Source organism: Bifidobacterium callimiconis, from assembly GCF_003952005.1.
GTDB classification, from domain to species: Bacteria; Actinomycetota; Actinomycetes; order Actinomycetales; family Bifidobacteriaceae; genus Galliscardovia; species Galliscardovia callimiconis.
The window spans coordinates 82,566-106,100 of sequence record NZ_QXGJ01000009.1; the positions used below are offsets into that span (position 1 = coordinate 82,566).

Genomic DNA, 23,535 nt, shown 5'->3' on the forward strand with positions numbered 1-23,535 from the left:
CATGCTTGGCGCCCCCTATTTTCGGGGGGAGTAATGTGTTTTGCGGGGTTTGACGATTGACTGCAAAGAATGATATGAAGACGGGGCGTATGCCGGCACGGAGTGCAAGACGACATCATCCCGGCCGGTGGATTGCGGCAATACTACTGGTATTGCTGGCGCTCGCTGTTGCCGCAGGCGCGTGCGGCATGAAACTGTACTCGGATGCCAAGAAGGTGCAGGCTCACGAACAGCAGGCATTGTCAACGGTGTCCGCAGTAGTGAATCTTGCCAATTCGTCTGATTCTAGCGCAGGTGGATCCGGTGTCGCATCCGCCGATCTGCAGCAGCAGCTTGACGCGGCGAAGCAGGAGACTACGGCTGCGAACGATATCACCCACGGCGCGCTATGGAACATCACATCGCATATTCCGGTGATCGGTGACGACGTCACTACCGTGCAGGGCATGACCTCGGTGACGAATGAACTGGTTGGTGATTCTTTGCCCAAATTCGTCGACGTGCTGACCTCACTGCAGAACAGTCAGTTGAGCACCGACGACGGTCGATTCAATCTGCAGCCGATCCTTGACAAGAGAACGGATATCGCCGCCGCCGACAAGGCTCTGCAAAAGCAGGTGCGTGTTTATAGGAATCTGCCGGGCGGGCACGTCGGCATCGTGAACGACGCCTATGAGGCCAGCGGCAGGCAATTGACATCACTGGCCGATACGGTCGATCGCATGTCCAACGCCTTCCAGATGCTGCCGGACTTCCTCGGTTCGGACCAGCCTCGCACATATGCGCTCATGGCGATGACCACGTCGGAGGCGCGTTCGTCCGGCGGGCTGGTCGGCTCGGTCGGCGTGGTCACCACGGACAACGGCAGCATCAGCATCGGCGATTTCCATTCCGACGCGGACTATCTCGCCTACGGCACGAGTACGCCGACCGACGACGAACGGCGAATCTTCCAGGAATGGGGTCCGCTGCAGATGTCGTTCGACATCCGTGATCTGGCCGTCTACCCGGATGCGTCACGCAACGCCGAGAGCATGCGCGAGATCTGGCAACGCACCCCGTGGGGCGCCGACACGAATCTGGACGGCGTGATCATGGTCGATCCGGTGCTTCTGCAGGAACTGATCGGCATCACCGGCAACGTCACACTGTCCGACGGCACCGTGCTCACTGGAGACAACACCGCGGAATTCCTACTCAACACGGTGTACACGAAGTATCCGCAGGAACAGCAGGACGCGTTCTTCGCGCAGGTGGCCGAACAGGCCGTGGGCAGCATGTTCTCCAAGATGACCACGGGCAAACTGGTCAAGGTGTCGCAGATCATGGGCGACATGGCGCAGAACCGGCACTTCTCGCTGTACTCGTTCGACGAGAATGCGGAGAAGACGATCGCCGATGCCGGATTCACCGCGTCCACGCCGGACAGCGAGGAACATCCGCAGGTGGGCGTGTACGTGACGCAGCAGAACTCGTCGAAGATGGACTGGTACATCCACCGCACGTCCGCAGTGACATTGGCGTCGAAAAATGGCGACGGATCGAGCACCTACCATGTGACGTACACGCTCACCAATACATTGGATTCCAATGCCGCCGCATCGCTGCCCGACTACATCATCGGCATCAGCCAGGCCGGGCAGCCCAAGACGTACGGCATTGAGAAGATGCTGTTCTACGCTCCGGCTGGCGGCAGCATGACCGAGCCTACGGCGTCAACGGATTCCACAGGTACCGTGACGGACGCGCGACAGGAAACGCTGAACGGCACAAAGATCTACGCCAACGTGGCAAGCCTCGCACCCGGCCAAACCGTGACGTACGAGTTTGACGTGACTACGTCCGCTAAGGCCGTCTCCGACCTGACCGTGGACCAGACTCCGCTCGGCTGGGTGGAGAAGTCGGAGTAGGTAGGGTCGGCCGGATCAGCCGTATTGGGCATGCGTGATCCGGCCGGGGCTGGTGATTGGTTTTGGTCGATTGGTGTGGAAGGGCCGGCTCAGGCTACTTCTTCGGTGTCCAGAACAGCAAATAGCACCAGATGATGGCGGTTACCGCGCTCGCGATGGAAAACGGCAGCGTATTGGGTACAAACAGTGCCAGTATGGTGTCCACGATGATGCATGCCCACGGAATAGTCTTCCAAACCGTAGAATAGGGGTCGCCGCGTTTGGTTTTCACCCCGATCTGCACTCCGGTGATGGGTATTGAGATGAGCAATCCGCCGAGTACTATGATCAGATCCATCACGTGGACCGGGCCGGCCATGACGTCCCTAAACTCCGGGTGTGTGATCCCATACAGCAGCACCGACAGCACGATGAGCACGCCGCAGATCGGAATTCCCCATCGAATAATCCACTTCATTGTCGTATTCCTTTTTTCGCAGGGCATTGATGGTCTGCAGAATGTAGTGAAGTGTAAACTTCCATGCGACTCTGCATGGCACCACTATTTGTCTGATGAGTTTTTGCTACGTAATTTGTTGCCAAGGATTGCAGCGGGGGGCTTGGCTTGTGGTGCGGTGAGGGTGATTGGGGGGGCGTGTGTGAAAGCTGGTTTTTCCGGGTTGGTGTCCAAAACGGATTGGCTCCCCTCTCTGAGGGGAGCTGTCTGCCGAAGGCAGACTGAGGGGAGAATTCAGGCACAGACTATGTACCCGTTCACTCCCCTCAGTCACCTGTCGGTGACAGCTCCCCTCAGAGAGGGGAGCCAGACGTATGGCCTGAAGAAGTTACTTCTTCTTGGGCTTCTTGGCCGGCTGAGGCGTGAAGCGGACAGTCCAGTGGACTGTCCGTAGCCGAAGGGAGCAGCCGCCAAGGCTGCGATGGCCCCCGGCCTTGCCTTCTGTGCCTCACGCCATGAAGGTTACTTCTTCTTGGGCTTCTTGGCCGGGGGCTCGCCGAGCTCGCTGGCGGCGATGATCACGGTCTCGTCGGAGCCGTCATCGGAGGCGGAGGCCTCTTCGGCGTGCTTCTCGACCAGATCGAACTTGCCGACCACGCGACCGGCCTGCGCGATGTCGTCGATGGCGGAACGGATCGCGTTCACACCGTCGGCGGCCGCGGACAGCGCCACGGACAGGATCGGGGTCTTCATGGAGACCTTGGCCTCGGACTTGATCTTGCGCAGCTGCTCCACGGCGCGACCGGCCCAGGCCAGCGTCTCGGGGGAAACGCCGGAGGCGGCGATTACGTACGGTTCCGGCGTCGGCCATGCGGCGCGGTGCACGGAGCCCTCACCGTCGTGCATCCAATGCCACACCTCTTCCGTGGCGTACGGCAGATACGGGGCAAGCAGGCGGGCGAACGCGTCCAGACCCAGACCCAGCGCGGTGCGCGCGGACAGCACGGCGGCCTCGCTCGGGGTGCGGCCGTGCTCGTCGGGCGTGCCGTAGGCGCGGTTCTTCACCAGCTCGATGTAGTCGTCGCAGAACTGCCAGAAGTAGCTCTCGATGATCTCCAGCGCCTTGGAGTGCTCGTAGGATTCGAGCGCCTCGGTGGCGGTGCGCACCACGAACGCCATCTTGGCCATGGCGGCGCGGTCCAGCGGCTCGGTCACGTCGGTCGGGTTCCACGTGGCCTCGGCGGCCGAACCCACGTGATGGTTCTCGTCCTCACGACCGATGGCCAGCGCGAACTTGGTGGCGTTGAGCAGCTTGATCGCCAGACGGCGGCCGATCTTCATCTGGCCCTCGTCGTACGTGGCGTCCAGACCGAGACGGGCGGCCGCGGCCCAGTAGCGCACGGCGTCGGCGCCGAACTTCTTCAGCGGCTCGTTGGGCACCACCACGTTGCCCTTGGACTTCGACATCTTCTTGTGATCGGGGTCCAGGATCCAGCCGGAGAGCGTGGCGTGGGCCCACGGCAGGCAGCGGTTCTCCAGGTGGGCGCGGTCCACGGTGCTGAACAGCCAGGTACGGATGATGTCCTGACCCTGCGGACGCAGATCCATCGGGAACGTGGCCGCGTGGATCGCCTGGTTCTCCTCGCCGGGCTCCTCCCAACGGGTCACGATCTGCGGGGTGAGCGAGGAGGTCGCCCACGTGTCCATGATGTCGTTCTCGGCGGTGAAGCCACCGGGCACGTCACGCTGGTCCTCGGTGTATCCGGCCGGCACGTCGGTGGTCGGATCGATCGGCAGGATGTCCTCACTCGGCGTGATCGGATGATCGTAGTCGGCGGAACCGTCCTCCTTCACCGGGTACCACAGCGGGAACGGCACGCCGAAGAAGCGCTGGCGGGAGATCAGCCAGTCGCCGTTCAGGCCGTGCACCCAGTTCTCGTAGCGCACGCGCATGAAGTCGGGGTGGAAGTTGAGCTCCTTGCCGCGTTCGATCAGCTCGGCGTTCAGCTTCTCGTCGGTGCCGCCGTTCTTCAGGTACCACTGACGGGAGGTGACGATCTCGAGCGGCTTGTCGCCCTTCTCGTAGAAGTTCGTCATACGCTTGGTGGGCTTCGGCTCGCCGTCCATGTCGCCGGACTCACGCAGGTGGTCGACGATGATCTTGCGGGCGGAGAACGTGGTCTTGCCCTCGGTCTCCTCGAAGATGGCCTTGCCGCCCTCGTCGGTGATCCAGTCCGGCACGTTCATGATGATGCGACCGTTGCGCTGGATGATCGAACGGGTGGGCAGGTTCAGGTCGCGCCACCACTCGACGTCGGTGACATCACCGAACGTGCAGCACATGGCGATGCCGGCGCCCTTGTCCATTTCGGCGGCCTTGTGCGCCAGGATCGGCACCTTGACCTTGAACAGCGGGGAGTACACGTACTGGCCGAAGTACTTCTTGTAGCGCTCGTCGTCCGGGTGCGCGATCAGCGCGCCGCAGGCGGCCAGCAGCTCGGGGCGGGTGGTCTCGATGTAGATCGGGGTGCCGTCCTCGAAGCGGAAGGCGATCTTGTGGTAGAAGCCGTCGTATTCGCGGCTCTCAAGCTCGGCCTGGGCCACGGCGGTCTGGAAGGTCACGTCCCACAGGCCGGGGGCGTCCTTCTGATAGGCCTCGCCGCGGGCGAGGTTGCGCAGGAACGCCTTCTGGGCCACGCGGCGCGGATGCTCGCCGATGGTGTGGTAGGTCTGCGACCAGTCGATCGACAGGCCGAGTTCGCGCCACAGCGCCTCGAACTGCTTCTCGTCCTGGGCGGTGAGCTTCTCGCACAGCTCGATGAAGTTCTGACGGGAGCAGGGCACCTGATCCTTGGCCTGGATCTTCTTGCCTTCGGTGCCTTCGAACGGCGGCTTGAAGTCGGGATCGTACTTCAGGGACGTATCCACGCGCACGCCGTAGTAGTTCTGCACACGACGCTCGGTGGGCAGACCATTGTCGTCCCAGCCCATCGGGTAGAACACGTCGAAGCCGCGCATGCGCTTGTAACGGGCGATGACGTCGGTGTGGGTGTAGGAGAACACATGGCCCACATGCAGATGGCCGGAGACGGTGGGCGGCGGGGTGTCGATGGAGTAGACGGCCTTGCGGTCGCGGGTGTTACCGAACTTGTAGGTCTGGGCGTCGTTCCACGCCTTCGTCCACTTGTCTTCGAGACCGTCCACGCCCACACGGTCGGGCAGGGCGGTGAGATGCGCGCTGATGGCGCCTTCAGCATTATCAGTCATACGCGCCAGTTTAGAAACGCTGTGTGACAAGGAATGATCGACGATGATCGCGCTTGTTGATGTTGTTGGTTGTTGCTGTTGTTGGTCGGACACCTCATCCGTCACGCTTCGCGTGCCACCTTCCCCTCGAGGGGAAGGAAAAGAATTTACAAGGATAATATTATTTCCTTCCCCTCGAGGGGAAGGTGGCGGCCGTAGGCCGACGGATGAGGTGCCCGACCAACGAGGCCCAGCCGCTCAACTATCCGACGGTGACGTTGGCGAGGGGGAGGTAGCAGTCGACCATGGCGGTGGGCAGGCCCTTCACGGTGGACTTGTACGCCACCCACGGGCGTTCCACGTACAGCCAGTCGGCGGGGGAGTCCTCGCTGAGCTTGTGCGCGTACTCCCTGAGCCGGTTCGCGTAGTCGTCGCTGGTCGTGGCGCCCTGCGCCTGTGCGTACAGGCTTTCCACCTCGGCGTTCGTGTACTGCAGGAAGTTGTCGCGCGCCACGAAATCGCCCGCGTCGTGACTGGAGTCCATGGTGTAGATCGTCAGGTCGAACTGCTTGTCCTGCACCACGGTCTGCTGCCAGGTGGCGTCGTCGACCATGCTCACCTCGACGGGAATGCCTGCGGCGGCGAGATCGTTCTTGATCGTCTGGCCGATCTGCTCGCCCAGCGACGACGGGTAGACGAGCTTCATCGTGCGCAGACGGAAGTAGCTGACCAGACTCTTGGCCTTGGCCTGGTCGAGCGGATACAGGCCGGTCAGATCCTCGTAGCCCGGATCGAGCTTGGGGATCGGTCCGCCCAGCGTCTCCGCGGCGCCGTTGGCCTGCACGATCGCGTTCTTGTCGATGGCCATGCGCGCGCTCTGGCGTACGCGGGCGTCGGAGAACAGGGAGTCGGCGGAGCTGTTGAAGCCGAGCACCACCTTGCGGGTGCTTTCGGTCTGCGCCACCGTGATGCCGTCCTGTGTCTTCAGATCGTTCGCGTTCGTGGCGTCGGTGGGCATGAGCGCCTGGATGTCGCCGGACTTCAGTTCGCTGGCGGCGGCCGTGGCGTCGTCGAAGTACTTCAATGTGACCGTGCCGATCTTCGCCTTGGTGCCCCAGTACGACGTGTTGGCCTTGAGCGTGATCGGTTCGCCCTTCTTCCATGATTCCACGGTGAACGGTCCGGAGCCGACCGCGTTGGTGGTGTAGTTGACCTTCGCGGTCTCGTCGTAGATGATGCCGGCGCGGCCGGAGAGCACCCACGGCAGCTGCGGCATGGGCTGGGAGAGTTTGATGACCACGGTGGAGCTGCCCGTCGCCTTGACCGACGACAGATTGGTCAGATCACTGGCGCCCACATACTGTTTCTGCAGGATCTGCTGCAGTGAGTAGACCACGTCGTCCGCGTTGAGCTGGTCGCCGTTGGAGAACGTCACGCCGTCGGCCAGATGGAACGTGTACGACAGTCCGTCGTCCGACACGTCCCACGATTTGGCGATGCCGGGCTGGGCGGTGTTGTCCTCGCCGCGCTGGACGAGCGTTTCGTACACGTTGCCGAGCAGCGCCTGCGCCACGGCGTCGCCGTCCTGCTTGCGGATGTCGAGCGATTCGGGAGCGGTGGTCAGACCGATCGTGATCGAACCGCCGGGAGCGGCGCCGGGAATCGGCAGACTGGGCGCGGAACGGTTCACGATCATCGAGTACGCGGCGTATCCGCCGCAGCCGAACACCAGCAGCGCCACGAGGAAGACGACCACGGACTTGATGCCGCCGGTCGCCAGCGCATGTTCGGACTGACGGCGAGCGCGGCGGGAGAGCGGCTGCTGGCTGGGATCCGGGAGGCCCGACGACGGACTTCCGACCGGCGGGACGCCTGGGTCGCTGACCGGGGGGAATGCCTGGGGTGCCGTGCTGTGTTGATCCGACTGTGCTCTGCGCATGTCTACCACCATACTCGGTGACGGTCCGCGGGGGTTGGTTTTTGATCGGCCGGACGCTCGGACCGGCCTTTCAGACCGCGAAGGATGGGCAGGTGTCGGCGAGCGGACAGTTGCCGCAGTCGGGTTTGCGTGCGTGGCAGGTGGCGCGGCCGAACAGGATGAGCCGGTGGCTCAGGTTCGTCCATTCCTCGGGTGGGAAGCAGGCACAGATTTCCTTTTCGATCTTCACCGGGTCGGGGTGTTTGGCGTTCCAGTCGGTGCGCCAGCGCAGCCGGCCGGTCACGCGTGTCACGTGCGTGTCCACGGGGAATCCGGGGATGCCGAACGCGTTGCCGAGTACCACGTTGGCGGTTTTGCGCCCTACACCGGGAAGGGTGACGAGTTCTTCCATGGTGTGCGGCACTTCGGAGTCGAATCGTTCGGCGAGCGCCTGGCCGAGTCCGATCAGATGTTTGGCTTTGGAGTGGTAGAAGCCGAGTGGTCGGATGATGCGTTCGATGTCTTCGATGTTCGCGTTGGCGTAGTCCTCGGCGTCGGGGTAGGCGGCGAACAGTTCTCCGGTGACGGAGTTGACGCGCTTGTCGGTGGTTTGCGCGCTGAGCACGGTGGCGACGATCAGTTCCAGTGGGTTGGAGAAGTGCAGGGCGCATACGGCTTCGGGGATCTCGTCGCAGAGGATCCGGTATTCGGCGTGCATGCGTTGGATGCGTGCGGTTTTCGTCTCTCGTGCCATGCGTTCCGGTTTATCCGAACGCCCTGACCTCTTCCTGCATGGCAAGTTAGTGTGATCACACTAAGCATGGGGATGCTGAGCGTGGAGGACGCATGGCGGGATAGGACTGGAATGTGCGAGACAGCTTGGTGTGATCACACCAAGCGTTGCGTGCGGGGAGCAGGTCCGGTCAGTCGTTGACGGGCTTGGCTGCGGCTGCCGCGGCCTTGGCGTTCTCGTCCTGCTCGTCGTCCTCCGGCGGGTCGAAACGGTAGCCCACGTTGCGTACGGTGCCGATCAGATGCTCGTATTCGCCGCCGAGCTTGGCGCGCAGCCTACGGATGTGCACGTCGACGGTGCGGGTGCCGCCGTAGTAGTCGTATCCCCATACCTCCTGCAGCAGCTGGGCGCGGGTGAACACGCGACCGGGATGCTGCACCAGATATTTGAGCAGTTCGAATTCCTTGTAGGCCAGATCGATGGGGTGGCCGTGCAGCGATGCCGTGTAACCGTTGGTGTCCACCACCAGATCGCCGGAGCGGATCTGTCCTTCCTGCGGCTGATCGTTGTTTTGCCGTGTCGGTGAGGAGGACGAGAACGAGTTGCCGCGTTCGGAGACGAGCCGTAGACGGGCCTCCACCTCGGCCGGGGACGCGGTGGCGACCACCACATCGGAGATGCCCCACTGCGAGGTGACCACGGTGAATCCGCCTTCGGTGAGCACCAGCACGATCGGCGTGGACAGTCCGGAGGCGTGGATCAGACGGCACAGCGTCTTGGCGGTGGCGAGATCGTCGCGCGCATCAAGAAAAAGAATCGTGTTCTCGGGCATTTTCACGAGCGAGGCGGCATCCATGGGTAGCACGCGCACGCGATGGGACAGCAGGGCAAGGGACGGCAGTACGGACGCGGGATTTTCCGCCATTGTCATCAATGTCAAATCCGTCACTGTTATCTCCCCGATTCCTAGCCCCGACGGGCCTTCACAACAATATCCTTCATTGTACAAAGTGGATGTTATCGTGCACGACCGCGATTCCGTAACTTTTCATCACATCATGTGTTCGATTATTTTCTTATTTCTCTCTTTATAAGGCAGACAACCGTGTATGGGAAACACGGTTCAACATTTGGGACGGTCGTGTCGCATCCATAGGACAATATCGCCGGCAACAACAATCGGCATTGCCTTTCACTTGGGATCAGACCTGTACGCCGTCAACGAAACGAGACCATATACGTCGCGGACCGCACGCCGAGCGTGCACCGAACAGGCGTCGAGCGTGCACCCGCCGCGACGGTACGGATAAGCTGTGGATAGACATAGTGAGAACATGTTCCACAGTGAAGTGTGAATCATCGATGCGGGAGGATGCGACCATGGCCAGCCAGGACAGCCGGAAGCACGAGATCGACGAAGAGGACGGCACGCGCGTGCACGGCACGGAATCGGACGTGACCCGACGCGGACAGCTCGCCGTCGCCGTCACCCAGATCGCCGCCTACGCGCTACTGATCGGCCTCGTCGGCGGCCTCGGCGCACTGACCCAGGCCGGCGCCATCGCATCCGGCGTGCTGGCCGCACTCGCCGTGGCCATCATGATCGTGGCATGGCCGTTCGCCAACGGCGTCACCCAGACGGTGTTCGCCCGCGCGCTCGCCGTGATCGTGTTCGTCGCCGCGGTGGCGTTCATCGCACCGGGCGGCATTCCCGACAACGACGCCACGTTCACGCGTTGGTCGTGGTTCATGATCGTCGCGTTTCTGGTGATCGTCGTCGTATCGTTCGGCCATCAGATGTGGCGCAAGGACCGCAGTCATCTGATCGTGTCGATGTCCACCGGGCTGATCGTGTCGGCGTGCGCGCTCGGAGCGGCGTGCTGGCTGTTTCTGCCGTCGCTGATGCACGGCCTGCTGTCCGCGCCCGACGGTTCGTGGATCGCGCTGGCGCTGATGGTCGTGGTCATCGCGCTCGGCGTGCTGCTGCTCGTCGCATCCGGCTCCTGGTGGAACGAGATCGACGGCCCGTCCGCATACTCATGGTTGGGCATGGGCGTGATGCCGGTCATGCTGCTCGGCTACGCGGTGTATGTGGCCGCGCTCGTCGCGCATCTGACGTTGTGATCACGCCGTTTCGGACCAATGGAAAAGCCCCGCCGAAGCGGGGCTTTTTTCGTGCAATCAGACCGGAACGATCACCACGGCAGCATGCCAAGATGCTCAAGCAGCACCTTCAGGCCGATCAGAATCAGCACCAGACCGCCGGCGATCTGCGCCGGCTTCTGCCAACGCGAACCGAACACGTTGCCGATGCTCAGACCGGCGGCCGAGAACAGACCGGTGGTCACGCCGATTACGATCACCGCGAACACGATGTTGATCGGCATGAACGCGAAGCTCACGCCGACGGCGAACGCGTCGATGCTCGTGGCGATGGCAAGCGGCAGCATGTGACGCCAGTCGAACGCCGCGTTCTCGTGCTCGTTCTCCTCGTCCTCGCCGAACGCCTCGCGCACCATGTTGCCGCCGATCAACGCCAGCAGCAGGAAGATGATCCAATGGTCCACCGCCGTCACATACTTGCTGAACGTGGACGCGGCGAAATAGCCGAGCAGCGGGAACAACGCCTGGAAACCACCGAACCACAAGCCCACGGTGGCGCGCTGACGGGCGGTGACATGCTTGACGGTCAGACCCTTGCCGATGGCGACGGCGAACGCGTCCATGGACACGGAAACGGCAATAAGAAGAATCTCAACGATCACTGATGATCCTTTGAAGGTTCATTCCGACGTGCATTGGCATGCGCGACCGCTCGGAATACGGCCGATCGTCGGAATGGGCCTCGACACCGCCTCTGGGGCTGGCCTACGCCTTGACGAAACGATGACACAGCAAACTGCCAGATGCCGCGGCCCCGAAAGGCGGGCCATCGGATGGCTTTGAATTCAAATGAATGCCGTTCGTCTGTCTCTCGCGAATTACAAAACGCGATAATAGCAGAGGGCGCACCCCGCATTCGGGATGCGCCCTCGTGTTGATGATGCCCTGTCGTGCGAGCCGTTCACTTAGTGTGATCACACTAAGAACACAGATGCCGATGGGCTGATGCCGCGTGATGCGGCCCGGATCACTTCTCCTCGGAAGCGGCCAGGCGCTCGCGAGCGGCCTTGATCTCGGCCTCGGCCTTGTCCACACCGGTCCAGTAGTCGCCGGGCAGAACTTCCTTGCCGGGCTCCAGGGCCTTGTACTGCTCGAAGAAGTGCTTGATCTCGGCCTTGTGGAACTCGGAGACGTCGTCGATGTCCTTGATGTTGTCGTAACGCACGTCGGCGGGCACGCACAGCACCTTGTCGTCGCCACCGGCCTCGTCGACCATGTGGTACAGGCCGACGGCGCGGCACTCGACCACGCAGCCCGGGAACACGGAGTTCGGGATCATCACCAGGGCGTCGAGCGGATCGCCGTCCTCGCCCAGGGTGCCGTCGATGTAGCCGTAGTCATCCGGGTAGCCCATGGCCGTGAACAGCTCACGATCCAGGAACACGCGACCGGTCTCGTGATCCACTTCGTACTTGTTCTTGGATCCGCGCGGGATCTCGACGACGACGTTGAACGTCTCTGCCATGTCTGTCTCCTTCAACGAGTTGACATTATTGTGTTACCGCAACCAAGGATACCGCAGAATGGCATGGATGGGGGTACCGGTTGCATGATGGATATCTCGAGTGTTCTCCCCTCCGAGTGAGGGAGATGTCTCCACACCTGTGTTCTCCCTCCGGGGAGGGAGATGTCATGACGGATGTCATGACAGAGGGAGGGATCCGCACGCTGGATGGTGGAATCCCTCCCTCAGTCCGCCTAACGGCGGCCAGCTCCCTCCCACGGAGGGAGCACAATACTGATTATCAGTACTGGACGCTGAGCACGTGCGCCACGTCGGCCCACGGGGCGAGCGAGACGAAGTTGTCCCAGCCCCAGGTGAATTCGCGGCCGGTCAGCTCGTCCTTCAGCGCCACACCCTGATCGGTGGGCAGGCCGAAGTCGCCCAGCTCGAGGTGGATGAGCGACTGGTGGGCGTTGTGGCCGTCCAGGTTCACCACCACGATCAGCGTGTCCGGCTTGCCGGTGCCGGTGAATTCGGCCGGCGTGTGGCGGGCGAACGCGAGGATGTTCGGGTCAGAGCTGCGCAGCACCGTGAGGTTGTGGTAGCTGCGCGTGGCCGGGTGCTCGCGGCGGATGCGGTTGAGGCTGGTGAGCATTTCGGCGATGCCGTACTCGTCGGCCTTGGACCAGTCGCGAACCTTGATCTCGTACTTCTCGTTGTCGATCTGCTCCTCGAAACCGGGGCGCTGACGGTTCTCGATCAGCTCGAAGCCGTTGTAGATGCCCCAGCTCGGGCTGCCCATGGCGGCCAGCACGGCGCGCACGGCGTGACCGGCGATGCCGTTGTCACGCACGTAGGCGGTGAGGATGTCCGGCGTGGTGGGCCAGAACGTGTTGTGCTGGTAGAAGGCGTCGTCGCTGTTGGTCTCGCCCAGATACTCCTCGAGCTCCTCCTTGGTGTTGCGCCAGGGGAAGTAGCAGTGGGACTGGGTGAATCCGGCGTAGCTCAGCGCGCGCATCATGCCCGGGCGGGTGAACGCCTCGGCCAGGAACAGCACCTCGGGGTGCTTCTTGGTGATCGTGGCGATCACGTCCTGCCAGAAGCGGACCGGCTTGGTGTGCGGGTTGTCCACGCGGAACACCGTCACACCGGCGTCGATCCACAGGTTCATCAGGCGCACGACTTCCTTTTCGATGCCTTCCATGTCGGCGTTGAAGTCGATCGGGTAGATGTCCTGATACTTCTTCGGCGGGTTCTCGGCGAAGGCGATGGTGCCGTCCGGCTTGTGGCGGAACCAGTTCGGGTGCTCCTTGACCCACGGGTGGTCAGGTGAGCACTGCAGGGCGAAGTCGAGGGCGATCTCCAGACCCAGCTCGTGGGCCTTGGCGACGAGCGCCTTGAAGTCGTCCATGGTGCCGAGCAGCGGGTCCACGGTGTCGTGGCCGCCCTCGGCGGAGCCGATGCCGAACGGCGAACCCGGATCGTCGGGGCCGGCCACCAGGGTGTTGTTGCGGCCCTTGCGGTTGGTCACGCCGATCGGGAAGATCGGGGGCAGGTACACGATGTCGAAGCCCTCGGCCTTGGCGCGTTCCAGTCCGGAGACGGAGGTCTTGAGCGTGCCCTGCACGATCTTGCCGGTCTCCTGATCCACGTAGGCGCCTTCGGAGCGCAGGAAGAACTGGTACCAGGCAGCGAAGCTCGACTTGGGGCGCTGCACAAGCAGCTTCACCGGGCGGGACGGGCTCACGCCATCGCGCAGCGGGTTGGAGTCGTGCAGTGCGGCGATCTCGTCGTTGTCGGCGGCGGCCAGACGCTCAACGGGGGTGAGCTCCTTGTTCGCCAGCGTCTCGGACGCGGTCTGCAGCACCTTCTTCTGATCGGCGTTCAGGCCGGCATCGCGGGTCTTGGCCCAGCGTCCGAGCAGTTCGGCGCCCTCGTCGAGCGCGTTCTCCACGTCGGAGTCATGGACCTTCACCTTGATCTTGGCATCGTGCAGCCAGGTGGCGAACGAGTCCTCCCAGCCTTCCACGACGAGCGACCAGTTGCCCAGCTGACGCTTGACGGCGGCGAAGCCATCCTCCCACGGCAGCACGTCGGAGTGCTCGCCGACCTGCATCTCACAGGTCCAGCGGTCGAGGCCGGGGTTCGCGCAGGTCATGGTGCGGCTGGCGGCGGCACGGCCACGAGGCGTGTGCAGCACGGCGGTGGCACCCACCTTGGCGCGGCCCTCAATGAAGACCTGCGCGGTGACGGTGAACTGCTCGCCGAGCTCAATGCGGGCGGGGTAGACGCCGCATTCCTCGTTCGGAGTGACGTCGAGCACGTTGATGCGGCCGAACTGGCTCGGATCGGTGATCTCGAGCACGGGAGCCGGGATCAGTGCATCAGGGGTGTCGGCCGGAATGGCCTTGGTGCTACGGCGCTTACGGGTGCCGGCGGCCTTCCTGGTCGTCGTTGACGCGGACTTGGCCCTGCGGCGGGTCGCACCCTTGCGGGTGGTGGAGGAGTTCTTCTCTGCTTCCTCGGCTGCAGTCTCTGCTGCGGCTGAGGTGACTTGGGTACTACTTGTTTCAGTCATACCGCCATTGTAAGTGGTGTGCCGCCATGCAGCGTTGCAATTTCACGGTTTTTGGGCAACGGTCGTCGTTTCGTAGCATGTGGGTAACCGTTTCATAACTTTGAACATCGAAAATGAACATGAAAAATGTTCGATTTGGAATTAGAACGTGCGCGTCATTCATTAGAACGTGCGCTGTTACGAGATGGGAAATAAAACGTTGCAACTCCATGAAACGACTGGATAATCGCGGTTGTATGGGCGTACTGTATGTCATGTGCGAATCTTCGGTAAACGATGATGCGTGCGATGAAAAAATCACAATGGGTGTGACATTTTTTGTTACATCTAACGTGGATGCGACATGTATGTGCCTCACTGGGGAGCATGCATACAGAAAGGATGACTTATGGCGGACAACAAGCAGATTGTCGTCGATACTTCGCTGTACGGCGCCTATGCCGACCGCAAGACCGCGGCCGCGAACGAGGTGGCGCGCTCCTTCGGCATCTCCGACGAGGCGCTGGCCAAGGTGGAGGACTACAAGGCCGCGCTCACCGAGCACGATGCATGGGAGCTGCCCTTTCTCGGCTACGTGAACGAGGACGGCTACGGCTATGCCTTCGTGTCCGATCAGGCCGTTGCCGCCGATGGCTGGGATGCCTACAAGGCGTTCCGCGCCCTGCCGGCCGACGTGCAGACCGCGTTCGCCATCCGCATGCTGTTCACCCACCGCGACGTGGACCGCTACGGCGCCAACATGTTCCTGCACTACGAGCGCGGCTTCAACGTGAAGTTCGAAGGCCCCGGTGCCAACCACTGGTGATCGGCCGCCCCGGATCGTCCGGGTCGCGGCGCGCGGCTCCACGACGGTGTGGCGTTGCGTGTTCGCGACGGATCCAGGGTGTGACGCGCATTCGTACGCGTGATGATATGGCGGGTGTCTGCGGGCGTCCGCCATTATTCATTACTACTCGTTATTGCTGTATTGTTTGGCCGATATTGGCATCTGCTGTCGCCTTGTCGTCGCTGGTGTTATGCGCGCCCCTCTCGCCATGTGTTTGTCATGCGTTCGCGGTTGGCGACTATGACTTCACGAGCCGCGCGATGGCCGCGCTGGCTTCCTGCAGCTTCTCGTCGGCCACCTGATCGCCCTGTGCGCTGGCCTGCTTGACGCAATGGCTGAGATGATCGTCGAGCAGCAGCAGCGCCACGGACCTCAGTGCGCTGTTCGCCGCCGAAATCTGCGTAAGAATATCGATGCAGTAGTCGCCGTTCTGTGCCATCTGCTTGATGCCGCGCACCTGCCCCTCGATGCGGCTGAGCCGGGCGACGATCCTTTTCTGATCCTGAATATAGCCGTGCGTGGCGTGGTCGGATTCGTGGTGGCCTGTCTGGTCGGCGTCGGCTGGGTTGGTGTCGGTTGGAATGTCGTCGGTCATGTTTGCTCCGGGTGAATAGCTGACAATGTTCTTGCGATTATACCCCCATGGGGTATATGGTTATGGCGTTGCGCATTGCAATGACGTGTGTGATGAACAATGCGGCCGCATATGTCGGCGGCGTTCGCGCCACGCCAACGACGACATGCGCACCAACGGATATTCCGCCAACGAAAGGAAGACCAATGACCATCGTGATCGCGCTCGGCGTCGCGGCGCTCGTCAGCGCGGGCGTGCTCTGGTTCTTCCTTGCCCCGCGCAAGGCCGCCCGCGCCGTTATGAACAACGGCGTGCAGGAGATCGTCGTCGCCGTCAAAGGCGGCTACGAGCCGGCCGTGATCGAAGCCGAGGCCGGAACGCCGCTGCGACTCGTCTTCGATCGGCAGGAGGGCGGCGAATGCTCGTCGCACGTCGTGTTCCCCGACTTCGGCGTGGATCAGGCACTGCCCGCGTTCCGTACCACCACACTGACGATCACGCCGAACGAACCGGGCGAATACGGATTCGCCTGCGGCATGAACATGCTGCACGGCACGCTGCACGTGCTGCCGGGAAAGCACGGCGGAGCGTCGGCAGCGACTTCGGCGGTGTCGTCGCCGTCGTCGGAGCATACGGTATCGGCTTTGGCGGAGTCCGTTGGACATGCGGCAACGCCGGTAAATACAACAACGGCAAATGCGGCAACGGTCGACGAGGGCTCGTCGGCTGGCATAACGACTGGTATGGCGGATGACGATGGCTCCGCCCGTCCCGACGCGTCGACGCCGTCATCCGAATCGGCGCTGACCGTCGAAGAGGAGAACGCGGCCCGTGAAATCCGCACCCTGCGCATACGACTCATCGTGGCCGCCGTCTTCACGCTGCCCGTGTTCCTCTCGGCCATGTTTCACCTCTACCGTCTGGCACCCATCTGGCAGCTGCTGCTCATCCTGCCCGTGATCATCTACTCCGGACGGCCGATCTACGCCACCGGATGGTCGGCCATCATCCACCGAGCGCCGGAAATGAACGCCCTCGTATCCGTGGGCACCGCCGCCGCATTCCTCTATTCGCTCGTCGTCACCGTGGCACCGGACCTACTGCCACAAGGAGTACGCGAACCCTACTACGAAGCCGTCGGCACCATCATCACCCTCATGCTCGTCGGACAGCTCCTCGAAGCGCACGCCAGAGCCGGCACCGGCGAAGCCGTCCGCGCGCTCATCGGACTCAAACCCAAAACCGCACACGTGGAACGCGACGGTGTGATCACCGAAATCCCCGTCGACGACGTACTCGTAGGAGATATCGTGGTGATCCGCCCCGGTGACAAACTCCCCGTGGACGGCGAAGTCATCTCCGGCAACTCCTCCGTGGACGAATCCATGGTCACCGGCGAATCCATGCCCGTCGAGAAGACCGCCGGTAGTCAGGTCACCGGCGCCACCGTCAACGGCACCGGAACCCTCCGCTACCGCGCCACACGCATCGGCGCCGACACCGTACTCGCCCAGATCGTCAACCTCGTCAAAGCCGCCCAAAGCTCCAAAGCCCCCGTGCAACGACTCGCTGACCGCGTCTCCGCCATATTCGTACCCGCCGTCGTGCTCATCGCCATCTGGGCATGCGCATTCTGGTGGGCGTTCGGCCCCGAACCCAAGATCGTGCACGCCCTCGTCTCCGCCGTGTCCGTGCTCGTCATCGCATGCCCATGCGCACTCGGACTCGCCACGCCGCTGTCCATCACCATCGCCACCGGCAAGGCCGCCACACTCGGCATCCTCGTCCGCTCCGCGCAAGCGCTCGAAACCGCCGCCGACGTGGACGCCGTCGTACTCGACAAAACCGGAACCATCACCCAAGGCACACCGCAACTCGTCGGATTCGACGTGTTCGGCGCATGGCACGGACGGGAACGGGAACTGCTCGCGCTCGCGGCGGATGCAGAACGTAGCTCCGAGCATCCGCTGGCTGCAGCGATCGTGCGTGCGGCGGATGAGGGGGCGCCTGTTGTGGGGATTGCCGCCGGGAATTTCGGTGTCGGTGATGCCGACGGTGCTTCTGACGCCGGCGCCGAATTCACCGCGATTCCGGGTCGCGGCATCGTTGCGACCGTGCGTGGCCATGTCGTGATCGTCGGCAACGCCGAACTCGTGGACGACCATGACGTAGGCATGCCGGAGTCGGCGGGGGAGTCCGTCGACGACGTGTTTGCGGCGATCGACCATCATGCGGCGCTCGGACATACGCCCATGCTCATGGCCGTGGACGGACTGCTTGCCGCCGTGATCGCCGTGGCTGACACCGTCAAGCCCGACTCGAAGCAGGCCATCGCAGCGCTGCGTTCGCGGGGTATTGACGTGGTCATGCTCACCGGCGACAATCAGGACACTGCGCGGGCCATCGCACACGACGTGGGCGTCGATCATGTGATCGCCGAGGTTCGTCCCGATGCCAAGGCCGACGAAATCGCCCGACTGCAGGCCGACGGTCACGTTGTGGCCATGGTCGGCGACGGCATCAACGATGCGCCGGCACTGGCGCGCGCGAACGTCGGGTTCGCGATCGGCGGCGGCACCGACGTGGCCATCGAATCCGCCGACATCACACTGATGAACGGCAGTCTGACCGGCGTGGTCACGGCCATCGACCTGGCGCACGCCACCATGCGCAACATCAGTCAGAATCTGGGATTCGCGTTCGGATACAACGGTATCGGCATTCCGGTGGCGGCCGGCGTGCTCTATCCGTTCACCGGCATGCTGCTCAATCCGATGATCGCGGGCGCGGCCATGGCATTCTCGTCGCTGTCCGTGGTGACCAACGCCAATCGTCTGCGCGCGTTCAGTCCGGAGCGCGTGCGGCCGTACAGGATTTCCGCAAGGAAAACGAAAGCCAATACAAGGAAAGGAACCATCATGGGACTCTTCAGCAGGAAGAACGATGCGCAGGACGCCGGTACGGGAGCCGGTATGCACGATATGCACGGCATGGATATGCATGCGCACGGCATGCATCATGCGGGCGCGGGTGCGGCCGGCGGTAGCGAGACCGATCCGATCTGCGGCATGAGCGTGAACCCGGCCGCCGCCGCAGCCAAGCGCGAGTACAACGGCAAGACCTACTACTTCTGCGGTGCCGGATGCGCCGCCACGTTCGACAAGGCTCCCGAGCAGTACGCGAAGTAGTCGATTCGGCGCACGTCGCCCTCGGATTCTGCTTTTACAGCGCCAAATGGACGAAAATCGAGCCGAAAACGTTCATTTGGTGCTGTAAAGAGCAGATGTTTCCGCATGGTGGGACGGATTCGACGTCTGATTCCATAATGCGGGAGTGCTTGGGGTGCGATGTGCATGCGGAAAACAAAAAGACCGGAAACCTTGCGATTTCCGGTCTTCATTTGGTAGCGGGGCATGGATTTGAACCATGGACCTCTGGGTTATGCGACACGACAATCATGGATGAGGAAAACGACGATGATGAAGGCCGTCGAGGAGGCGTCGTGATCACGAGAGTGGCATGACCTCACGCCCTGCATGATTGGGCATGGCAAAACAAACACAGATAAACGCGCCGGAGCCATGGCGCGAGTCCATCAAACAGTATCTCTCCTACCTCCGCGCCGCCGGCCAGTCCGACGACACCAGATCCACACGACGATGCCAGCTATCCAAGCTGGCACGCGACCTCGGCGGAGATCCCATGACCGTCAGCGCAGCGGAGCTGCTGCGCTGGTACGCCGACCAGGACTGGCGGGAGGAAACCCGCAAATCCGCTCGCGCCGCCGTGCGCAAATACTTCGAGTGGCTGCAGACTCATCAGGGTCGGACTGATAATCCCGCGGACGGACTGCCGTCCATCAGGCCGCCGAAGCCTCATCCCAGACCCTGCCCCGAGGAATACATCGCGGCCGCCAAGGCCAGGGCCAACGACATCGACCGGCTTATGATCCGACTCATGGCGGAGGTCGGTCTGAGACGCCAGGAAGTCTGCAGGATCCACAGCAACGACATCATCGACCCACCCGCAAGCTCGGACGGCATCGAGCACATGCCCAGACTGGTAGTCCACGGCAAGGGCAGCAAGCAGCGAATACTGCCCATCCCGCTCGACATCGCCGAGCGGATCAAGGAAAGCAACGGCTACCTGTTCCCCGGACGCTTCGGAGGCCACGCCAGCTCAAGCTACATCGGCAAGCACGTATCCAGACTCCTGCCCGACGGCTGGAGCGGACACAAGCTCCGCACCCGCTGGGCTACCCGCGGATACGAGGCCACGCACGACATCTACCTGGTGTCCGCAGGCCTGGGCCACGCCAGCATCGAAACCACCATGGCCTACGTGCCCATGCCCGACAGTCGCCTTGAAGAGCTGATCGAAGCCGCCCGATAGACCGCGATACCCCAATACCGCAATAAGGAAAGAACCAAAAAAGGAGGGACCGCAGGGCCCCTCCCATTCCTCACTCCTCTGCGGATCAGTCGGAGTAATGATCCCGCGCCGACAGGATGACAAGCCGGTCACGGTCGACGGTGTACACGATGCGGTTGGCCGCGTCGATCCGCCTCGACCATGCGCCCGACAGGCCCCACTTCAACGGTTCGGGCTTGCCGATCCCCTCGAACGGCGACCTCATCATGTCGCGGACGAGAGTATTGATCCGCTTCAACGTACGACGATCCTGCCCCTGCCAGTACAAATAGTCGTTCCAAGCATCCTCGGTCCAGCACAACAGCATCGATCACTCCCCATCGTCGACGAGACCATGCTCCTCGACGCGGCCGGAACGCACCTGCTCCAGACCGCGGAGGATCTTGCCGCGCAGGTACGGATTCTCGTAGATGCGCAGCGTCTCCATCAGCGCGTCATAGTCGTCGACGCCCATGACCACGACATTGTCGTCCGGGTTCGTGTTCGTGACCAGCAGAGTGTCCGAATCCTCGTTCACTCGCCGCATGTACGCCTTGAGGTTCTGCCGGAACGTGCTGTACGCCACCGCCTGCACCATGATGACCTCCCACAATCCATATTGTACAACTTCCTGTACAAGAATATCATATGGCTTCCGGCGGCGTCAACCGTCGCCCCGTCAGTTCTCCGCACCGGCGGGGTACTCGTAGTCGACGCTGAACCCCTTCGCGTTCAGCTCGTCACCGGCCCTGGCCGACGCCGCGTTCGCCAAGCGGAACCATCCCAGAGGGGCGCCGACGCTCTCGTACTCCATCTGATGACGGAAATAGGGCAGCGAGACCACCGGATCGGCCTGTCCGGCCTCGCGCGCCTCCCGCCGACGCTCCTCGGCGTCCGCGACCGTCCTGGCCACGCTGCGCCACATGTCCATCTCCAGGCCCTGCAGCCAGTCCCAGGCCTCGCGCGGCGGCCCGTAGTGAAACCTTGGATCCTCCCATGCCTTCACCGTCCGCACGTCCCGATGCAGGCGCTTCGCCAGCAGCGGCTGCGTCACGCCCAGCTTCTCCCTGAGCGCCCGGAAATCCGCCTTCCCGCGCATCCTCAACGGCATCGTCGATCCCATCATCGTTTCCACTCCTTTCCGCGATCCAATACACCACCACTAGTGGTGCTCCTGCATCCAGTCTACACCACCACTGGTGGTGAGCGCAATCGTTCAGGGGAGCCTGGCTTCGCTTTTTGTCGCGCGCCGTGGAGCCATCCCCGTGAGGGGATGGCCCAGGGCCCATGCCGCTCGTACCGTCGCGGCCCGGGCGCGCGAGAACCCGCATGAAAGGGAACGACCGGGCGCGGGGGTGCCGGCCGACGCCCAGCATCGCGCACGCCCGCCCGCATGGCAAGGATGCGCGTGTCCCCTCCGGGCGGCTCCGGGCTCCCCCCGTCTCCGGGGCAGTATCGCACGGGCCGGCCGACGGCCCGTGCAAGCCCCTCCGACTCCTCCTCCCTCCACCGCCGCACCCCTGCCGTGGTGCGGTCCACGCGCCTTGCCATGCGAACTGGCGCACGCGCCGCCGGTCATCGTCCGGCACGGAAAGCGATACGAAGGAGCGAACACCATGACCGACACCGAGAACACCACCGTCATCTGCGACTCATGCGGCACCCCATGGCCACCCGACACCATGCGCACCTGCGACTGCTGTGGAGGCGGCTGCTGTGAGGACTGCATGAGACGGTGCGACCGATGCGACGACGTCCTATGCCCCGACTGCATCGAGGCATGCGAGCGATGCGGCGGAGAGTGCTGCGACAACTGCCAGCGGATATGCGAACGCTGCCTCACCCACCTGTGTGCCGACTGCGTCGAGGTGTGCGACCGATGCGGCGACATCTACTGTCCCGACTGCGTCGAATGGGACGACATCGAGGGGCACTGCGTCTGCGAGAACTGTTGGAACACCGAACCCGACTACCGCGACCCCTACGAGGGAGTGCCCCACGCCGAACACGCCTACACGCACGGTCTCGAAATCGAGATCGACGGACACCACGACGCGGAGCCGTTGCGAGACAGCCGGCTCATCGCGGGATGGAAGCCCGACCGGAGCCTATGCGAGGGCGGCATGGAATACCAGACCCAGCCCCTCCCATGGGACGCGGAGACCATGGACGAGCTCGAAACCCTCATCGCGGGCATCGAACCGGGCGGATGCGGCGAATGCGCCGGAGGCCACATCCACATCCGACGCACCGAACGCCAGACCCCGGCCCGCTGGTACCACGCCCTGACCGGCATCGACCACGCCCAGACCCTCGCCCTCAACATGCGCCACGACACCGATGACGACCGATGGTGCGCCTTGCGCCACGACGCCTACCACGGCAAATGCACCGCCGTCAACGACGACCACCCCGAAACCATCGAACTACGCACCTTCGGCGCATGGAACTCCTACTCCGCGCACCAGCTCAAACCCGCCCTGACATGGGTGCACGCCATGTGGCGATTCTTCCAGCATCACCCCCTGCACAGTCTCAAGGAGACCGACATCCGACGCATGGCGTACGTGCAGGCCCGACAGGCCATCGGTCTGCCCCACGCCATCCAACACCTCGTAGACGCCGCGAACGGAAGGGAGAACCACTGACATGTGCGTCATCGTCACCGCCCGACCCGGCCACATGCCCGACCCCGTCAGCCTCGCCCTCATGAGCGACGCCAACCCGGACGGCGCCGGCATCGCATGGCACGACGGACACCGCCTCCACGTCCACCGGCACCCGGACAACCACCAGCTGCTCGCCTACATCCACGCCAACTGGCAATCCATCGAAAACGGCGCCGCGCTCATCCACTTCCGACTCGCCACACACGGCGCCGTATGCCTCGAAAACACCCACCCGTTCCCCTACCGGCTACCGAACGGAGAAACCGGATGGATGGCCCACAACGGCATCGCCCACGCCTACACGCACGGCCCATATGACTCCGACAGCCGCAACGCCATCGACGCATGGCAGAACGGCGAAACCGACCTCGCCGATGGCGTGAACGGCAAATTCGCGCTCATCACCAGCCAAGGCGAGATCCGATGGCTCACCGGCGAACAGGCCCTCACCGACGGCGTCAGCGTATCCAACACATGGTGGATGGACCCCGCCGAATGGACCCTCCCATACGAACTCGGCTACCAGACCGCCCTCGAAGACCTCGAAGCCAACGGATACGACCACGACGACCTGTACGCCCAGACCGGCATCCCCGACTGGCGGCCATGACGACCGGCCCCCGGCGCG

19 protein-coding genes are annotated in these 23,535 nt (G+C 63.0%); 7 read left to right on the top strand and 12 right to left on the bottom strand.

Annotated elements, in window-relative coordinates; translation table 11 throughout:
• The first annotated feature begins 188 nt into the window (after positions 1–188).
• Positions 189–1,910: a DUF4012 domain-containing protein gene (locus tag D2E23_RS09035; RefSeq protein WP_240541628.1), complete on the top strand. Its 1,722-nt coding sequence runs from the start codon at positions 189–191 to the stop codon at positions 1,908–1,910.
• Positions 1,911–2,004: 94 nt separating this feature from the next.
• Here the strand turns inward: D2E23_RS09035 and D2E23_RS09040 are convergent, their stop codons facing one another.
• From D2E23_RS09040 to D2E23_RS09060, 5 genes are all read right to left on the bottom strand, one after another.
• A complete protein-coding gene (locus tag D2E23_RS09040) occupies positions 2,005–2,367 on the bottom strand; it encodes a hypothetical protein (RefSeq protein WP_126030590.1) in 363 nt (120 codons plus the stop codon).
• A 501-nt stretch (positions 2,368–2,868) separates the two neighbouring features.
• Positions 2,869–5,613, bottom strand: coding sequence for a valine--tRNA ligase (gene valS / locus D2E23_RS09045; RefSeq protein ID WP_126030591.1), 2,745 nt, complete (start codon positions 5,611–5,613; stop codon positions 2,869–2,871).
• Positions 5,614–5,854: 241 nt separating this feature from the next.
• On the bottom strand, positions 5,855–7,531 hold the full coding sequence (locus D2E23_RS09050) for an ABC transporter substrate-binding protein (protein ID WP_164520761.1): 1,677 nt from the start codon (positions 7,529–7,531) through the stop codon (positions 5,855–5,857).
• Positions 7,532–7,601: 70 nt separating this feature from the next.
• The gene (nth, locus tag D2E23_RS09055; protein ID WP_164520762.1) at positions 7,602–8,264 is read right to left on the bottom strand and encodes an endonuclease III; all 663 of its coding nucleotides are present in this window, start codon (positions 8,262–8,264) and stop codon (positions 7,602–7,604) included.
• Between the two features lie 169 nt (positions 8,265–8,433).
• Positions 8,434–9,192, bottom strand: a complete 759-nt coding sequence (locus D2E23_RS09060; protein WP_126030593.1) for a winged helix-turn-helix transcriptional regulator — start codon at positions 9,190–9,192, stop codon at positions 8,434–8,436.
• A gap of 431 nt (positions 9,193–9,623) precedes the next feature.
• Here D2E23_RS09060 and D2E23_RS09065 point away from each other — a divergent pair, with 431 nt between their 5' ends.
• Complete coding sequence (locus tag D2E23_RS09065) at positions 9,624–10,367, top strand: hypothetical protein (RefSeq protein ID WP_126030594.1); 744 nt, start codon at positions 9,624–9,626, stop codon at positions 10,365–10,367.
• 71 nt (positions 10,368–10,438) lie between these two features.
• On the opposite strand, the gene D2E23_RS09070 is transcribed toward D2E23_RS09065, so the two are convergent.
• The 3 genes from D2E23_RS09070 to D2E23_RS09080 form a co-directional block, all read right to left on the bottom strand.
• Positions 10,439–11,008: a manganese efflux pump MntP gene (locus D2E23_RS09070; protein ID WP_164520763.1), complete on the bottom strand. Its 570-nt coding sequence runs from the start codon at positions 11,006–11,008 to the stop codon at positions 10,439–10,441.
• A gap of 365 nt (positions 11,009–11,373) precedes the next feature.
• Complete coding sequence (locus D2E23_RS09075; protein WP_093960837.1) at positions 11,374–11,871, bottom strand: inorganic diphosphatase; 498 nt, start codon at positions 11,869–11,871, stop codon at positions 11,374–11,376.
• 280 nt (positions 11,872–12,151) lie between these two features.
• On the bottom strand, positions 12,152–14,428 hold the full coding sequence (locus tag D2E23_RS09080) for an alpha-1,4-glucan--maltose-1-phosphate maltosyltransferase (RefSeq protein ID WP_126030595.1): 2,277 nt from the start codon (positions 14,426–14,428) through the stop codon (positions 12,152–12,154).
• Positions 14,429–14,816: 388 nt separating this feature from the next.
• Between D2E23_RS09080 and D2E23_RS09085 the strand changes: the two genes are divergently transcribed.
• Positions 14,817–15,233 carry a glycerophosphodiester phosphodiesterase gene (locus D2E23_RS09085; protein WP_126030596.1) on the top strand — a complete coding sequence of 139 codons (417 nt, stop codon included), beginning with the start codon at positions 14,817–14,819 and terminating at the stop codon, positions 15,231–15,233.
• Positions 15,234–15,492: 259 nt separating this feature from the next.
• Here the strand turns inward: D2E23_RS09085 and D2E23_RS09090 are convergent, their stop codons facing one another.
• Positions 15,493–15,762 carry a metal-sensitive transcriptional regulator gene (locus D2E23_RS09090; protein WP_241227270.1) on the bottom strand — a complete coding sequence of 90 codons (270 nt, stop codon included), beginning with the start codon at positions 15,760–15,762 and terminating at the stop codon, positions 15,493–15,495.
• 272 nt (positions 15,763–16,034) lie between these two features.
• Here D2E23_RS09090 and D2E23_RS09095 point away from each other — a divergent pair, with 272 nt between their 5' ends.
• Both D2E23_RS09095 and D2E23_RS09100 read left to right on the top strand, forming a co-directional pair.
• Entirely contained in the window at positions 16,035–19,016 is a 2,982-nt protein-coding gene (locus D2E23_RS09095; protein ID WP_126030598.1) for a heavy metal translocating P-type ATPase, read from the top strand.
• A 514-nt stretch (positions 19,017–19,530) separates the two neighbouring features.
• Positions 19,531–20,220: a tyrosine-type recombinase/integrase gene (locus tag D2E23_RS09100; RefSeq protein ID WP_241227267.1), complete on the top strand. Its 690-nt coding sequence runs from the start codon at positions 19,531–19,533 to the stop codon at positions 20,218–20,220.
• A gap of 85 nt (positions 20,221–20,305) precedes the next feature.
• Here D2E23_RS09100 and D2E23_RS09105 read toward each other — a convergent pair whose 3' ends face one another.
• The 3 genes from D2E23_RS09105 to D2E23_RS09115 all read right to left on the bottom strand — a co-directional run bounded on the left by D2E23_RS09105 (position 20,306) and on the right by D2E23_RS09115 (position 21,364).
• Complete coding sequence (locus tag D2E23_RS09105; protein WP_093960830.1) at positions 20,306–20,566, bottom strand: Txe/YoeB family addiction module toxin; 261 nt, start codon at positions 20,564–20,566, stop codon at positions 20,306–20,308.
• A 3-nt stretch (positions 20,567–20,569) separates the two neighbouring features.
• Positions 20,570–20,836: a type II toxin-antitoxin system Phd/YefM family antitoxin gene (locus D2E23_RS09110; protein ID WP_093960829.1), complete on the bottom strand. Its 267-nt coding sequence runs from the start codon at positions 20,834–20,836 to the stop codon at positions 20,570–20,572.
• 81 nt (positions 20,837–20,917) lie between these two features.
• Positions 20,918–21,364, bottom strand: a complete 447-nt coding sequence (locus D2E23_RS09115) for a helix-turn-helix domain-containing protein (protein ID WP_126030600.1) — start codon at positions 21,362–21,364, stop codon at positions 20,918–20,920.
• A 490-nt stretch (positions 21,365–21,854) separates the two neighbouring features.
• Between D2E23_RS09115 and D2E23_RS09120 the strand changes: the two genes are divergently transcribed.
• Positions 21,855–22,886, top strand: a complete 1,032-nt coding sequence (locus tag D2E23_RS09120; protein WP_241227268.1) for a hypothetical protein — start codon at positions 21,855–21,857, stop codon at positions 22,884–22,886.
• Between the two features lies 1 nt (position 22,887).
• Positions 22,888–23,517 (top strand): class II glutamine amidotransferase, encoded by a 630-nt coding sequence (locus D2E23_RS09125; RefSeq protein ID WP_126030601.1) that lies wholly within the window; start codon positions 22,888–22,890, stop codon positions 23,515–23,517.
• The last annotated feature ends 18 nt before the right edge of the window (positions 23,518–23,535 follow it).

Excerpts from the sequence above, each read along its gene's own strand:
- D2E23_RS09035 (WP_240541628.1), top strand. The coding sequence starts at position 189 with ATGAAACTGTACTCGGATGCCAAGAAGGTGCAGGCTCACGAACAGCAG.
- D2E23_RS09040 (WP_126030590.1), bottom strand. The coding sequence starts at position 2,367 with ATGAAGTGGATTATTCGATGGGGAATTCCGATCTGCGGCGTGCTCATC.
- valS (WP_126030591.1), bottom strand. The coding sequence starts at position 5,613 with ATGACTGATAATGCTGAAGGCGCCATCAGCGCGCATCTCACCGCCCTG.
- D2E23_RS09050 (WP_164520761.1), bottom strand. The coding sequence starts at position 7,531 with ATGCGCAGAGCACAGTCGGATCAACACAGCACGGCACCCCAGGCATTC.
- nth (WP_164520762.1), bottom strand. The coding sequence starts at position 8,264 with ATGGCACGAGAGACGAAAACCGCACGCATCCAACGCATGCACGCCGAA.
- D2E23_RS09065 (WP_126030594.1), top strand. The coding sequence starts at position 9,624 with ATGGCCAGCCAGGACAGCCGGAAGCACGAGATCGACGAAGAGGACGGC.
- D2E23_RS09075 (WP_093960837.1), bottom strand. The coding sequence starts at position 11,871 with ATGGCAGAGACGTTCAACGTCGTCGTCGAGATCCCGCGCGGATCCAAG.
- D2E23_RS09080 (WP_126030595.1), bottom strand. The coding sequence starts at position 14,428 with ATGACTGAAACAAGTAGTACCCAAGTCACCTCAGCCGCAGCAGAGACT.
- D2E23_RS09085 (WP_126030596.1), top strand. The coding sequence starts at position 14,817 with ATGGCGGACAACAAGCAGATTGTCGTCGATACTTCGCTGTACGGCGCC.
- D2E23_RS09095 (WP_126030598.1), top strand. The coding sequence starts at position 16,035 with ATGACCATCGTGATCGCGCTCGGCGTCGCGGCGCTCGTCAGCGCGGGC.
- D2E23_RS09100 (WP_241227267.1), top strand. The coding sequence starts at position 19,531 with ATGACCGTCAGCGCAGCGGAGCTGCTGCGCTGGTACGCCGACCAGGAC.
- D2E23_RS09105 (WP_093960830.1), bottom strand. The coding sequence starts at position 20,566 with ATGCTGTTGTGCTGGACCGAGGATGCTTGGAACGACTATTTGTACTGG.
- D2E23_RS09110 (WP_093960829.1), bottom strand. The coding sequence starts at position 20,836 with ATGGTGCAGGCGGTGGCGTACAGCACGTTCCGGCAGAACCTCAAGGCG.
- D2E23_RS09115 (WP_126030600.1), bottom strand. The coding sequence starts at position 21,364 with ATGATGGGATCGACGATGCCGTTGAGGATGCGCGGGAAGGCGGATTTC.
- D2E23_RS09120 (WP_241227268.1), top strand. The coding sequence starts at position 21,855 with ATGACCGACACCGAGAACACCACCGTCATCTGCGACTCATGCGGCACC.
- D2E23_RS09125 (WP_126030601.1), top strand. The coding sequence starts at position 22,888 with ATGTGCGTCATCGTCACCGCCCGACCCGGCCACATGCCCGACCCCGTC.